This window comes from Siminovitchia terrae (assembly GCF_003605405.2).
GTDB classification, from domain to species: Bacteria; Bacillota; Bacilli; order Bacillales; family Bacillaceae_C; genus Siminovitchia; species Siminovitchia terrae.
This window is the reverse complement of sequence record NZ_QYTW02000021.1, coordinates 46,660-58,501: the sequence shown is the minus strand read 5'-3', so window position 1 is coordinate 58,501 and position 11,842 is coordinate 46,660. Positions and strand designations below refer to the sequence as shown.

Here is an 11,842-nt window from a genome sequence, read left to right as displayed (position 1 = left end):
TAGGTATTTTTAAAACTCTCTCTTTCAGTCCATCATGAAAGCGTTGATAGTTCCTGAACATAGCCGAGTTATGGAATCCCATCTGCTTAGCAGGTCTGTAATGTGTTTTGTTTTTAGTGTTCTCTCAATATCCTAAAACCACAACATTCAGTATAGAACCCTAAAAAAGCCTCTTCCCAAACATCTTGGGTAGAGGCTTTAAACGTTGATATGACAACGATATTAACGTTTTGAGAACTGTGGTGCACGACGTGCGCCTTTAAGACCGTATTTCTTACGCTCTTTCATACGTGGGTCACGAGTTAAGAGACCTGCACGCTTAAGTGGTGCACGGTATTCAGGATCAGCTTCAAGCAACGCACGAGCGATGCCGTGGCGGATTGCGCCTGCTTGACCAGTATAGCCGCCACCTTGAACGTTTACCAATACGTCATAGTTGCCTAGAGTTTCAGTAGCAGCAAGTGGCTGCTTGATTACTTCGCGTAAAGCTGCGAATGGGATGTAGTCTTCTACTTCACGATTATTAATAACGATACGGCCTTCGCCAGGTACTAAACGTACACGGGCTACGGAGCTTTTACGACGGCCTGTACCATAATATTGAACTTGTGCCATTGTTATCCTCCTTTTATATTACCCGCGAAGTTCGTACACTTCCGGTTGTTGTGCTTGATGTGGATGCTCTGCTCCAGCATAGACATTCAGTTTTCTGTACATTTGGCGTCCCAAAGGTCCTTTTGGAAGCATGCCTTTGATCGCAAGCTCGATCATTTTTTCAGGTCGTTTTGCTCTCATTTCAGCAGCATTTGTCGCTTTGATTCCGCCAGCATAGCCTGAGTGGCGATAGTACATTTTGTCTTGAAGCTTGTTGCCTGTTAATTCGATTTTCGCTGCATTCACGATGATTACGTGATCGCCTGTATCAACATTCGGCGTATAAGTCGGTTTATGTTTACCGCGCAAAAGTGTTGCAACTTCAGTTGCAAGGCGGCCAAGTGTTTTGCCTTCAGCGTCAACGACGTACCATTTACGATTGATGTCACCGGCTTTAGCCATATACGTAGTACGCATTTGTTACCCTCCCAAATGAATTAAAAAGTTCACATTCGTCGTATTTTTATTTTTCATCACAATAAGTTTCCGGGGCTTATCGTGGAGATATAAAAATAATACCATCTGATATTTTATCCTCTTTGACAAGTAAAGTCAAGGGATTTTTGAACACCTGGCATGGTTGTCAAAGAATTTTTATCTGCTGACCGGGCCGTTTTACCCGGCGCTAAAAAACTAGCCGATTGATCCAATGACTGTCGGGCTTTTAAGAATTACTATCCAAGCTCTTGGTTTTACTGTCCGGTTTCTTAATTTACTAGCCGAATTCTTGCTTTACTGTCCAACTTCTTTATTTACTAGCCAAACTCTCGGCTTTTCTGTCCAGATCCTCCATTTACTAGCCAAACTCTCGGCTTTTCTGTCCAGATCCTCCATTTACTAGCCAAACTCTCGGCTTTTCTGCCGGCTTCTCAAATTACTGTCCAAACTCTCAGCCTTACTGTCCAGTTTCCCTATTTACTGTCCAAACCTTCAGCTTTTCTGTCCAGATCACCAATTTACTATCCAGGCCAACACATCATTCGTAGTAAACTTCCCATAGATACAGCCCTTCTGCTGGGGCTGTCTTTCCCGCCAAGGTGCGGTCTTTGGCAGCCAGAATGCCTGGGATGTTGCTAATTTCCATTTTTCCGCTGCCGACATCCAGCAAAGTGCCAACGATAATCCTGACCATGTTGTATAAAAAGCCGTCTCCGACGAACGTTAGTTCCAATTCGTTACCGTGCTCTTGGATATCCAGTTCAAAAAGGGTTCTCACTCTGTTATCCGTTTCGGTTTTCGCAGAGCAAAAGCTCGTGAAGTCGTGAGTACCTGTCAAATACTCAGCTGCCTCTCTCATTGCCTTCACATCAAAGGCTCCGCGTACATGGGCAGCAAAGTGCCGCTTAAAAGGGTCTCTCACCAGGCCGCCATATAAAAAGTATTTATACTTTTTCTTCGTTGCATCAAAGCGGGCATGGAAATCGGAACGAGCTGCCTCCACTTTCAAAAACGAGATATCGTCTGGAAGGAGGCTGTTCAGCGCCTTGATCCATTGTTCACCTGAAAGCTTCAGAGGTGAATCAAAATGAATAACTTGCCTACGAGCATGGACGCCGCTATCCGTCCTTCCAGAAGCTGTCACGCCTATAACCTCGCCTTTATGCAGTTTTCGGAGTACCTGTTCGATTTCTCCCTGAACCGTCCGCCCTCTCGGTTGAATCTGATAGCCGGAAAAACCGGAGCCGTCATAGGCGACGACCGCTTTATAACGCTGCATATCTTTTCTCCTCACATGATACCCTTTACGTCCTGAACCAGATCAGAACTCCTGTAAGAATGATAAACACGACAACAGTAGCCGTATCACGTCCTGTCCACTCAAGCAATCGGTATTTCGTCCTGCCCTCGCCTCCACGGTAGCCCCTCGCCTCCATGGCGGTTGCTAATTCCTCCGCTCTTTTAAAGGAGCTGACAAACAGCGGGATGAGCAAAGGCACAATGGCTTTAATCCGATCCTTAATGGGCCCGCTGGAAAATTCCACACCCCTGGCCATTTGCGCTTTCATGATTTTATCCGTCTCATCCATCAGTGTCGGAATGAAACGCAAAGAAATAGACATCATGAGCGCCAGCTCATGGACTGGGAATTTGAAACGTTTTAAGGGATTCATCAAGCTTTCAAGCCCGTCTGTTAAGGTAATCGGCGTTGTTGTCAAAGTCATCAAGGTTGTTACAAAAACCAGGAGGAAGAAGCGTACGGAGATGAAAATAGCCATACGAAGCCCTTCTTCATAAATATGAAGCTTGCCGATACTGTAGATAATCTCCCCTTCTTTATTAAAGAACAGCTGTAAAATGAAAGTAAAGATGATCAGGTAAATGACCGGCTTCAAACCATTCACCAGAAACTTGATATTCATTTTAGAAAGGAGGATCAGCATGATGACAAAGCCCACTAGGATACTATAAGTCATGATATTATTCGCCAAAAATACAATAAGAATAAAGCCAAATACAAATGATAGCTTTGAACGAGGGTCCATCCGATGAAGGAAAGAATCGCCTGGAATGTAGCGCCCAAATATCATTTTCTCCATCATGAGCCGCCACCGCCTTGCTCTTTCAATCTTGCCAAAGCATTGGTTAGTTCCTCTAACGTTAAATAAGTCTTTTCAAATTTAATATTCATCTGCTGTTCAAGCTGATATTGAAATTTGACGACCTGGGGAACATCTAATCCTAATTCAAGGAGCTCTGCAGGATTTGAAAAAATACTCTCCGGATCCCCGATCCTTTGTACTTGCCCCTTATGCATGATGACAATTTCGTCCGCATATTTCGCCGCATCTTCCATACTGTGAGTTACTAGAATGGTAGACAGTTTTTCCTTTTTGTGAAGATGGTGAAACATGTCCATTATTTCTGTACGGCCGCGAGGATCAAGCCCTGCTGTCGGTTCGTCCAAAACCAATACATCCGGTTCCATGGCGAGTACTCCGGCAATGGCTACTCTTCTCATCTGTCCGCCTGACAAATCAAATGGGGACTTCTGAAGAACATCTTCTGGCAGTCCGACTTCTTTTATAAGTCTCTTGGCTCTTTGCTTTGCTTCCTCTTCAGAAACACCATAGTTCATTGGACCAAAGCATATGTCCTTCTCTACAGTTTCATCAAAAAGCTGATGCTCCGGAAACTGAAAGACGATGCCGACCTTCTGACGAATGCCTCGAAGATTTTTCTCTTTCTTCCCGCCTTCAATCGTTCTATCGCCTATGATCACCCGGCCTTTTGTCGGCTGCAGCAAGGCATTCAAATGCTGAAGGATTGTCGACTTCCCAGAGCCTGTATGCCCGATCAATGCCATAAACACACCCTGTTTAATGTTCAGGTTGACATCTTGGATGGCCAGCCGCTCAAAAGGCGTACCGGCTGAATAACGGTATTCTACTTCTTGAAATGTAATTTCCACAGATCATTCACCAACTCTTTATCTGTCAGGTACATTTTAGGCAAGTCTAAGCCTGCATTACGCAATAGGTGGCTCATTTTTACAGGAAAAGGGATATCCAGCCCCAGAGTGATCAGTTCCTCTTCCAGTTCAAAAATCTCTTCTGGTTTTCCTTCCTTATATACCTGGCCCTTATTCATGACAATAATTCGATCCGCCCTGGCCGCTTCTTCCAGATCATGCGTGATCGAGATGACTGTCAGCCCCTGCTCCTCTTTCAATTCCCTGACGGTCTGCAATACTTCCTCCCGGCCAAGAGGATCCAGCATGGAAGTCGCTTCATCCAGAATAATCACATTAGGACGCAATGCTATAACACCTGCAATTGCCACCCTCTGTTTTTGGCCGCCGGAAAGATGGTGTGGCTCTTGGTTAAGAAAGTCTGCCATATGAACACGTTCAAGAGCTTCTTTGACACGGCTAACCATTTCATCGTGCGGCACTCCGTTATTCTCCAACCCAAAAGCCACATCATCTTGTACTGTCGTTCCGACAAACTGGTTGTCCGGACTTTGGAATACCATCCCCACCATCCGACGGATATCCCAGATCGCTTCTTCACTTAAAAGAAGATTCTGAACCTTGACCGTTCCTTGTTCGGGAAACTGTAGTCCGTTCAAAATTTTTGCAAGAGTGGACTTTCCTGATCCGTTATGGCCTACTACTGCCAGCCACTCCCCGTCATCAACTGAAAAAGATACATCCTTTAAGGCGTACGCCTCCTGTCCATTATAGCGGAAGGAAACATCTTCAATGGTAATCACCGGACAGGCCATCCCCTATTCCTCCTCGTGCCTTTGCTTCATTTCCTTTTAACAAGCGTTTGTTAGCAGGTGTTCAAAAGGCTACCAAAAAGCAGGCAATGAAAAGAAGCTCTTCATAGCCATTTGGTCCTTTTTGAACTACCTCTATAAATAGAAAAAAGCCTGCACCTTGCTCCAGGTGCCGGACAACCGGTACCTTGGCCCATGCGGCTAAGCAGGGGGAGAAGGTGCATGGAGCTAGACAGGATCACTTTCTATTTGTTTGTGCCTATCGTAACGCTCTTTTTTAGCTTCATGTTTTAAGAAAAGCGCAAGGCGCCCGCCTAGCGGCGACAAGCACAAGGCGAATTGCGAGGAGGCAGTTCCCTCAGCCACCACAGCAATTTGACTTGTGACCTCGAGCCGATGGCGCCTGCAGGCTCAGGGCGCGACATCCTGTCGCTTCGCTTGCACTAGTACTTCCTGTACGTCGTAGCTAGACATATTAAATCTTAATTAGAACAAAATATTCCATCTAACTTTGTACTTTTTTACTCTTTAAAGAAAAAGGGCGAGACCCGCGCGCCCTGCCCTTTTCCATCGCGAATTAAACTAATTCGATGATAACCATTGGGGCTCCGTCTCCACGGCGAGGTCCCAATTTCATGATTCGAGTGTATCCGCCTTGACGTTCAGCGTAACGAGGCGCGATGTCAGAAAACAGTTTTTGCAATGCATCTTGGTTTTCTTCCGCGTTTGCAATTTCTTTACGGATGAAAGCCGCTGCCTGACGGCGTGCGTGCAAGTCTCCGCGTTTTCCAAGTGTGATCATTTTCTCAACAACAGAGCGAAGTTCTTTCGCGCGTGCTTCAGTTGTTTCAATGCGTTCACTGATAATTAAGTCTGTTGCCAGGTCTCGAAGCATAGCTTTGCGTTGAGAACTCGTGCGTCCTAATTTACGATAAGACATTCAGGTTTCCCTCCTTCATGGTGACGTGTATTTTTCAATTAGTCGTCTTTGCGAAGTTCGAGGCCCAGTTCATCCAACTTGCCTTTTACTTCTTCCAACGATTTTCTTCCAAGGTTACGCACTTTCATCATATCTTCTTCCGTTTTGTTGGCAAGTTCTTGGACAGTATTGATTCCTGCACGCTTCAAGCAGTTGTAAGAACGAACAGAAAGATCCAGCTCTTCGATTGTCATTTCCAGAACCTTTTCCTTTTGATCCTCTTCTTTTTCAACCATAATTTCGGCATGTTGAGCTTCGTCCGTCAAACCGACAAAGATATTTAAGTGCTCTGTTAAAATTTTTGCACCTAAAGAAATAGCTTCTTCGGGGCTGATGCTGCCATTTGTCCAAACATCGAGCGACAGTTTATCGTAGTTTGTCATTTGGCCTACACGAGTATTTTCCACCTGATAGTTTACACGGGAAACTGGTGTATAAATAGAATCGATAGGAATGACGCCGATTGGAAGGTCGTCACGTTTGTTCAAATCAGCAGGCGTATAGCCTCTACCGCGCTGTGCGGTCATACGGACACGGAAATTCGCATTGGCTGCAAGCGTAGCAATAGGCAGATCGGGATTCAAAATTTCAACATCACTGTCATGCATAATGTCGGAACCTTTTACTTCCCCTTCGCCTTGCACGTCGATTTCCAATGTCTTTTCTTCATCCGAATATATTTTCAAAGCTAATTTTTTTAGATTAAGGATGATAGAGGTAACATCTTCGACTACACCTTCAACGGTTGAAAATTCATGTTGTACACCTTCAATTTGAATAGATGTGATCGCCGCACCCGGGAGTGAAGATAGTAAAATACGACGTAAGGAGTTACCCAAAGTTGTACCATATCCACGTTCAAGCGGTTCAACAACAAATTTCCCGTATCTGGCGTCTTCGCTGATCTCAATCGTTTCTATTTTTGGTTTTTCAATCTCGATCATTCACATATACCCTCCTTCAAAACGTCGAAACTCCGGTCAGATTGTCCGAAATTCCCCATGTTACATTTCGAATTTGCAACAACTGGTGAGGAAAAATAGAATTTTCACGATAAATTCATATATTACCCCATTATAGACAAGTAATACAGAGTTTATACAAATTCATTATACACGACGACGTTTTGGTGGACGGCATCCGTTGTGAGGTACAGGAGTTACGTCTCTGATAGCTGTAACCTCAAGTCCAGCAGCTTGAAGTGCACGAATGGCAGCTTCCCGTCCTGCACCAGGTCCTTTAACTGTTACTTCAAGAGTTCTCATGCCGTTTTCCATTGCAACTTTTGCAGCTGTTTCAGCAGCCATTTGAGCCGCAAATGGAGTAGATTTACGGGAACCCTTGAAGCCAAGTGCTCCGGCAGAAGACCAGGATACTGCATTACCTTGTGTATCAGTGATCGTTACAATTGTATTGTTAAAAGTGGAACGGATGTGTGCAATACCACTTTCAATATTCTTTTTCACACGACGTTTACGAGTGTTAGTTCTGCGTGCCATTGATTAAAAACCTCCTTTACTTATTATTTTTTCTTACCTGCTACTGTTTTACGTGGGCCTTTACGTGTACGAGCGTTGTTCTTCGTATTTTGTCCACGTACAGGAAGTCCACGGCGGTGGCGAAGACCACGATAAGAACCAATTTCCATCAAGCGTTTCACGTTCAAAGACACTTCACGGCGAAGGTCACCTTCGACTTTCAATGCGTCAATGATTCCACGGATTTTATCCAGTTCGTCGTCAGTCAAGTCGCGTACGCGTGTATCTTCGGAAACACCCGCTTCTGCAAGAATTTTGGAAGCTGTGTTTTGACCGATCCCGTAAATATATGTCAAAGCAATTACTACGCGTTTTTCACGCGGAATATCTACACCAGCAATACGTGCCATGCGCTAGCACCTCCTTCATTTATCCTTGTTTTTGTTTATGCTTAGGGTTTTCACAGATCACCATGACTTTGCCTTTTCTACGGATGATTTTGCACTTCTCGCAGATCGGCTTTACTGATGGCCGTACTTTCATTTTTTAAAAACCTCCTTAAGAGCCTGAAGTGCACACTTATTTAAAACGGTAAGTGATTCTTCCTCTAGTTAAATCGTACGGAGAAAGTTCTACGGTTACTCTATCACCAGGCAAAATTCGAATGAAATGCATGCGAATTTTTCCCGATACATGTGCTAGCACCGTATGACCATTTTCTAATTCTACCTTAAACATGGCGTTTGGCAAAGTATCTACTACCTTGCCTTCAACTTCAATTACATCTTCCTTCGCCATCATACTCGTCTCCCTTCTCTAAAACTTCCAAAACATCTTCCATGAATTTTCCAAGAGCCCATCGCAACTTCCCGTTAGTGACTTTTCCGGTATCTAGCATGCTAGTGCGTACTTCCGGAGAAATATAGTCGAAACATTCCAGGTGTTGAATGTTTTTCTTTTTGGGGCGGTCAAACTTTCGTTTATCACCATCCGCAATCAAAACAAACCGTTCATCAATGAGTTGAATAACAATCGCGTACTGCCCGGTATCTCGCCCCTTATGAATACAGACGACCTGGCCTATCTGGGGGTTCGAATCAGACTCTTTCAACCCGATCACCTACGCTCACAACTTTGTTAATATCTCAAAACCTGTATCTGTAATGGCTATGGTGTGCTCAAAATGTGCACACATTTTGCCGTCAACCGTCACGACCGTCCAATTGTCCGCCAATGTTTTTACATAGCGGCTTCCGGCATTTACCATCGGTTCAATGGCAAGCACCATACCAGGTCGTAAACGAGGTCCTTTATTTGGGAGTCCGTAGTTTGGGATTTGTGGATCCTCATGTAAGTTTTGACCAATACCATGCCCTACATACTCACGGACAATGGAAAGTCCATTGGATTCCACATACGCTTGAATCGCATGGGAAATGTTTGAAAGACGAGCACCCGGCTTCGCTTCTTCCAAGCCTTTATAGAGGGATTCCTCTGTAACATCAAGCAATTCTTTCGTTTCCTCATCGATTTTGCCTACTGCATATGTCCACGCGGAATCACCGTGATAGCCGTTGTACTCGGCTCCGATGTCCAATGTGATGATGTCGCCATCCTTTAGAATGCGGTCACCTGGTATTCCGTGAACAAGCTCTTCATTTACAGATGCACAGACACTTCCTTTAAACCCGTTATACCCGAGGAAAGATGGATGCGCATCATGCTTTTTGATGAACTTTTCAGCAATCGAATCGATCTCTTTTGTTGTGATCCCTGGCTGAATATGCTTTACCAACTCTTGATGAGTCAGCGCAACAATCCGTCCCGCTTCTCTCATGATTTCTATTTCTCGAGGTGTTTTGCAAATAATCATTATTTCAAATCCCTTAGAAGTGAATCAATATCAGAGAAAACCTGGTCAATGTGCTGCTGGCCATTGATATTCTTCAAATAGCCTTTTGCTTGATAAAAATCAAGGAGTGGCTGTGTCTGCTTCACATTTACTTCAAGTCTGTTCTGAACTGTTTCTTCATTATCATCAGGTCGTTGATACAGCTCTCCACCGCAGCGATCACAGGCGCCTGCTGAAGCAGGCGGATTGAAGACTAAATGATAAGTGGCACCGCAGCTTTTACAAATACGACGCCCAGTCAGTCTTTCCATCAAAATTTCCTGGTCTACTTGAATATTGATCACATAATCAATTTTTCTTCCCAGATCTGTAAGGATATTTTCAAGAGCTTCGGCTTGCGGCACTGTTCTCGGGAAGCCGTCCAACAGGAATCCATTGTCACAATCTGCTTTGCTCAAGCGCTCGCGAACAATTCCGATGGTCACTTCGTCCGGGACAAGCTCGCCTTTATCCATGAAGGATTTAGCTTGCATACCTAGCTCCGTACCTTCTTTCATTGCAGCTCGGAACATATCTCCTGTTGAAATGTGCGGAATACCGTAATTCGCCACAACTCTTTCAGCTTGTGTACCTTTACCCGCTCCAGGAAGTCCCATCAATACTAAATTCATTCATACCGCCCCTTGCTTTCATTCGGGAAGTTACCCGTCTTTTATTTAATGAAGCCTTTATAGTGGCGCTTAACCAGTTGAGCCTCCAGTTGTTTCATCGTCTCCAGCGCAACACCGACAACAATTAACAATCCTGTTCCACCAATTTGGGCAGCTTCCGGCAATCCAGCAAATTTAATAAAGAATACCGGTAAAATTGAAATCAACGCCAGAAATAGTGCTCCAACAAAAGTCAGTCGGTACAAAACGCGTGTCATGTACTCCTGAGTATTTTTGCCTGGACGAATTCCTGGTATATAACCGCCCTGCTTCTTCAGATTTTCAGCAACCTGCTCAGGGTTGACCTGAACAAATGCATAAAAATAAGTAAAGGCAACAATCAATGCAACATATATAATCATTCCGACTGGTTTCGTATGGTCAAAAAACGATTGGATCGTGCTTGCCAGTTCACTTGAACCAAAGAATGTCGTAATCGTTTGTGGAGTAACAATAAACGCGCTCGCGAAAATGACTGGAATAACTCCAGCTGCATTTACCTTCAAAGGCAAATGGGTATTTTGTCCTCCGACAGGGTTGCGTCCATCCATGCGTTTTGCATATTGGATTGGAATTTTACGCAATGCCTGCTGGACAAAGACCACGCCGACAATAATGGCAATAATAGCAAGCAGGATGAGCAGCATGACGACAATTCGAATAAATAATTGGTCTCCTGCACCTTCAAACTGTTGAGCATAGATCTGGTTCACAGCGCCTGGAATCCCAGCGACAATTCCAGCAAAGATAATGATGGAAATGCCGTTCCCAACGCCATGTGATGTGATTTGTTCGCCTAGCCACATCAAAAATGCTGTCCCAGCAGTCAAGACGATGGCAATGGTGATATACGTGCCGAATCCGGGATCTTTAATCAGTTGAAGCTGTGTCATCCGATTGAACCCGTAAGACATACCCAACGCCTGGATGAGTGCAAGAACAATTGTGAAGTAGCGGGTAAACTGTGCCAGTTTACGCCTTCCCACTTCACCTTGCTTAGACCATTCAGTGAATTTTGGCACGACATCCATTTGCAAAAGCTGAACAATAATGGATGCCGTAATGTATGGCATGATCCCCATCGCAAAAATAGAGAAGTTTTGCAGGGCACCGCCGCCAAAAATATTCATAAAGCCAAACAGACTGGCTTGATCTTGCATTTTCAGTACGTTTGCATCAACATTTGGAACCGGTATGAAAGCCCCGATTCGAAAAACAATCAGCATCAATAAGGTGAAAATGATTTTTCTTCTTATATCCCGCACACGCATAAGGTTGGAGATCGTTTGAAACATTAAACCACCTCAGTTGAACCGCCGGCAGCTTCAATAGCTTCTTTTGCAGCAGACGAGAATTTATTCGCTTTTACAGTAAGCTTTTTCTCGATGTTACCTTTCGCAAGAATCTTGATACCGGATTTTTCGTTCCGAACAACTCCAGTTTCAATCAAAAGTTCAGGAGTCACTTCAGTTCCGTCTTCAAAGCGGTTTAGTGCGTCCAAGTTAACAACCGCATACTCTTTGCGATTGATGTTTGTAAAACCACGTTTAGGCAAACGTTGGAATAAAGGAGTTTGGCCACCTTCAAATCCGAGGCGTACACCGCCGCCTGAACGAGCATTTTGTCCTTTATGTCCTCTGCCGGAAGTTTTGCCGTTTCCTGAACCGATACCGCGACCTACACGGTTGCGCTCTTTACGAGCTCCTTCAGCAGGTTTTAACTCATGAAGTTTCATTTTGCGCACCTCCTTCATTCTTTGTTGATTATTGTTCTTTTACTTCTATAAGATGGGAAACTTTGTTGATCATTCCCCGAATAGCCGGATTATCAGTATGCTCGACTGTTTGGTGAAGCTTGCGCAACCCAAGTGCTTTCACAGTGTCACGCTGATCTTGTGTCCGTCCAATCAAGCTGCGTTTGAGGGTGACTGCTAGTTTTTGTGTCATGA

The 11,842-nt window shown here is 44.5% G+C and carries 18 protein-coding genes; all 18 read right to left on the bottom strand.

Annotation, left to right across the window (positions count from 1 at the left end; translation table 11 throughout):
- Nucleotides 1-222: 222 nt before the first annotated feature.
- The 18 genes from rpsI to rpmD all read right to left on the bottom strand — a co-directional run bounded on the left by rpsI (nucleotide 223) and on the right by rpmD (nucleotide 11,840).
- Nucleotides 223-615 carry a 30S ribosomal protein S9 gene (gene rpsI, locus D5F11_RS18060; RefSeq protein ID WP_120118007.1) on the bottom strand — a complete coding sequence of 131 codons (393 nt, stop codon included), beginning with the start codon at nucleotides 613-615 and terminating at the stop codon, nucleotides 223-225.
- A gap of 18 nt (nucleotides 616-633) precedes the next feature.
- Entirely contained in the window at nucleotides 634-1,071 is a 438-nt protein-coding gene (gene rplM, locus D5F11_RS18055; protein WP_120118008.1) for a 50S ribosomal protein L13, read from the bottom strand.
- Between the two features lie 559 nt (nucleotides 1,072-1,630).
- A complete protein-coding gene (gene truA, locus D5F11_RS18050; protein WP_120118009.1) occupies nucleotides 1,631-2,371 on the bottom strand; it encodes a tRNA pseudouridine(38-40) synthase TruA in 741 nt (246 codons plus the stop codon).
- A gap of 25 nt (nucleotides 2,372-2,396) precedes the next feature.
- Complete coding sequence (locus D5F11_RS18045; RefSeq protein WP_120118010.1) at nucleotides 2,397-3,194, bottom strand: energy-coupling factor transporter transmembrane component T family protein; 798 nt, start codon at nucleotides 3,192-3,194, stop codon at nucleotides 2,397-2,399.
- On the bottom strand, nucleotides 3,191-4,063 hold the full coding sequence (locus D5F11_RS18040) for an energy-coupling factor ABC transporter ATP-binding protein (RefSeq protein WP_120118011.1): 873 nt from the start codon (nucleotides 4,061-4,063) through the stop codon (nucleotides 3,191-3,193). The genes D5F11_RS18045 and D5F11_RS18040 overlap by 4 nt, the downstream gene beginning before the upstream one ends.
- The gene (locus tag D5F11_RS18035; protein ID WP_120118012.1) at nucleotides 4,039-4,878 is read right to left on the bottom strand and encodes an energy-coupling factor ABC transporter ATP-binding protein; all 840 of its coding nucleotides are present in this window, start codon (nucleotides 4,876-4,878) and stop codon (nucleotides 4,039-4,041) included. The genes D5F11_RS18040 and D5F11_RS18035 overlap by 25 nt, the downstream gene beginning before the upstream one ends.
- 574 nt (nucleotides 4,879-5,452) lie before the next feature.
- Nucleotides 5,453-5,815, bottom strand: a complete 363-nt coding sequence (gene rplQ / locus D5F11_RS18030) for a 50S ribosomal protein L17 (RefSeq protein WP_018709171.1) — start codon at nucleotides 5,813-5,815, stop codon at nucleotides 5,453-5,455.
- Nucleotides 5,816-5,853: 38 nt separating this feature from the next.
- Nucleotides 5,854-6,798, bottom strand: a complete 945-nt coding sequence (locus D5F11_RS18025) for a DNA-directed RNA polymerase subunit alpha (protein WP_120118013.1) — start codon at nucleotides 6,796-6,798, stop codon at nucleotides 5,854-5,856.
- Nucleotides 6,799-6,963: 165 nt separating this feature from the next.
- On the bottom strand, nucleotides 6,964-7,353 hold the full coding sequence (gene rpsK / locus D5F11_RS18020) for a 30S ribosomal protein S11 (RefSeq protein WP_120118014.1): 390 nt from the start codon (nucleotides 7,351-7,353) through the stop codon (nucleotides 6,964-6,966).
- A gap of 23 nt (nucleotides 7,354-7,376) precedes the next feature.
- Entirely contained in the window at nucleotides 7,377-7,742 is a 366-nt protein-coding gene (gene rpsM, locus D5F11_RS18015) for a 30S ribosomal protein S13 (RefSeq protein ID WP_120118015.1), read from the bottom strand.
- Nucleotides 7,743-7,761: 19 nt separating this feature from the next.
- Nucleotides 7,762-7,875: a 50S ribosomal protein L36 gene (gene rpmJ / locus D5F11_RS18010; RefSeq protein WP_016205879.1), complete on the bottom strand. Its 114-nt coding sequence runs from the start codon at nucleotides 7,873-7,875 to the stop codon at nucleotides 7,762-7,764.
- A gap of 36 nt (nucleotides 7,876-7,911) precedes the next feature.
- Entirely contained in the window at nucleotides 7,912-8,130 is a 219-nt protein-coding gene (gene infA / locus D5F11_RS18005; protein WP_018708754.1) for a translation initiation factor IF-1, read from the bottom strand.
- Nucleotides 8,108-8,443, bottom strand: a complete 336-nt coding sequence (locus D5F11_RS18000) for a KOW domain-containing RNA-binding protein (RefSeq protein ID WP_120118016.1) — start codon at nucleotides 8,441-8,443, stop codon at nucleotides 8,108-8,110. Before D5F11_RS18000 ends, infA begins: the two co-directional genes overlap by 23 nt.
- Before the next feature lie 15 nt (nucleotides 8,444-8,458).
- Entirely contained in the window at nucleotides 8,459-9,205 is a 747-nt protein-coding gene (gene map, locus D5F11_RS17995) for a type I methionyl aminopeptidase (protein ID WP_120118017.1), read from the bottom strand.
- Nucleotides 9,205-9,855, bottom strand: a complete 651-nt coding sequence (locus tag D5F11_RS17990) for an adenylate kinase (protein WP_120118018.1) — start codon at nucleotides 9,853-9,855, stop codon at nucleotides 9,205-9,207. The genes map and D5F11_RS17990 overlap by 1 nt, the downstream gene beginning before the upstream one ends.
- A 41-nt stretch (nucleotides 9,856-9,896) precedes the next feature.
- The gene (gene secY, locus D5F11_RS17985; RefSeq protein ID WP_120118019.1) at nucleotides 9,897-11,189 is read right to left on the bottom strand and encodes a preprotein translocase subunit SecY; all 1,293 of its coding nucleotides are present in this window, start codon (nucleotides 11,187-11,189) and stop codon (nucleotides 9,897-9,899) included.
- Nucleotides 11,189-11,629, bottom strand: a complete 441-nt coding sequence (gene rplO / locus D5F11_RS17980; protein WP_120118020.1) for a 50S ribosomal protein L15 — start codon at nucleotides 11,627-11,629, stop codon at nucleotides 11,189-11,191. Before rplO ends, secY begins: the two co-directional genes overlap by 1 nt.
- Before the next feature lie 28 nt (nucleotides 11,630-11,657).
- Nucleotides 11,658-11,840, bottom strand: coding sequence for a 50S ribosomal protein L30 (gene rpmD / locus D5F11_RS17975; RefSeq protein WP_120118021.1), 183 nt, complete (start codon nucleotides 11,838-11,840; stop codon nucleotides 11,658-11,660).
- Nucleotides 11,841-11,842 lie beyond the last annotated feature (2 nt).

Coding starts and splice junctions, on each gene's coding strand:
- rpsI (WP_120118007.1), bottom strand. CDS start 615: ATGGCACAAGTTCAATATTATGGTACAGGCCGTCGTAAAAGCTCCGTA.
- rplM (WP_120118008.1), bottom strand. CDS start 1,071: ATGCGTACTACGTATATGGCTAAAGCCGGTGACATCAATCGTAAATGG.
- truA (WP_120118009.1), bottom strand. CDS start 2,371: ATGCAGCGTTATAAAGCGGTCGTCGCCTATGACGGCTCCGGTTTTTCC.
- D5F11_RS18045 (WP_120118010.1), bottom strand. CDS start 3,194: ATGATGGAGAAAATGATATTTGGGCGCTACATTCCAGGCGATTCTTTC.
- D5F11_RS18035 (WP_120118012.1), bottom strand. CDS start 4,878: ATGGCCTGTCCGGTGATTACCATTGAAGATGTTTCCTTCCGCTATAAT.
- rplQ (WP_018709171.1), bottom strand. CDS start 5,815: ATGTCTTATCGTAAATTAGGACGCACGAGTTCTCAACGCAAAGCTATG.
- D5F11_RS18025 (WP_120118013.1), bottom strand. CDS start 6,798: ATGATCGAGATTGAAAAACCAAAAATAGAAACGATTGAGATCAGCGAA.
- rpsK (WP_120118014.1), bottom strand. CDS start 7,353: ATGGCACGCAGAACTAACACTCGTAAACGTCGTGTGAAAAAGAATATT.
- rpsM (WP_120118015.1), bottom strand. CDS start 7,742: ATGGCACGTATTGCTGGTGTAGATATTCCGCGTGAAAAACGCGTAGTA.
- rpmJ (WP_016205879.1), bottom strand. CDS start 7,875: ATGAAAGTACGGCCATCAGTAAAGCCGATCTGCGAGAAGTGCAAAATC.
- infA (WP_018708754.1), bottom strand. CDS start 8,130: ATGGCGAAGGAAGATGTAATTGAAGTTGAAGGCAAGGTAGTAGATACT.
- map (WP_120118017.1), bottom strand. CDS start 9,205: ATGATTATTTGCAAAACACCTCGAGAAATAGAAATCATGAGAGAAGCG.
- D5F11_RS17990 (WP_120118018.1), bottom strand. CDS start 9,855: ATGAATTTAGTATTGATGGGACTTCCTGGAGCGGGTAAAGGTACACAA.
- secY (WP_120118019.1), bottom strand. CDS start 11,189: ATGTTTCAAACGATCTCCAACCTTATGCGTGTGCGGGATATAAGAAGA.
- rplO (WP_120118020.1), bottom strand. CDS start 11,629: ATGAAACTTCATGAGTTAAAACCTGCTGAAGGAGCTCGTAAAGAGCGC.
- rpmD (WP_120118021.1), bottom strand. CDS start 11,840: ATGACACAAAAACTAGCAGTCACCCTCAAACGCAGCTTGATTGGACGG.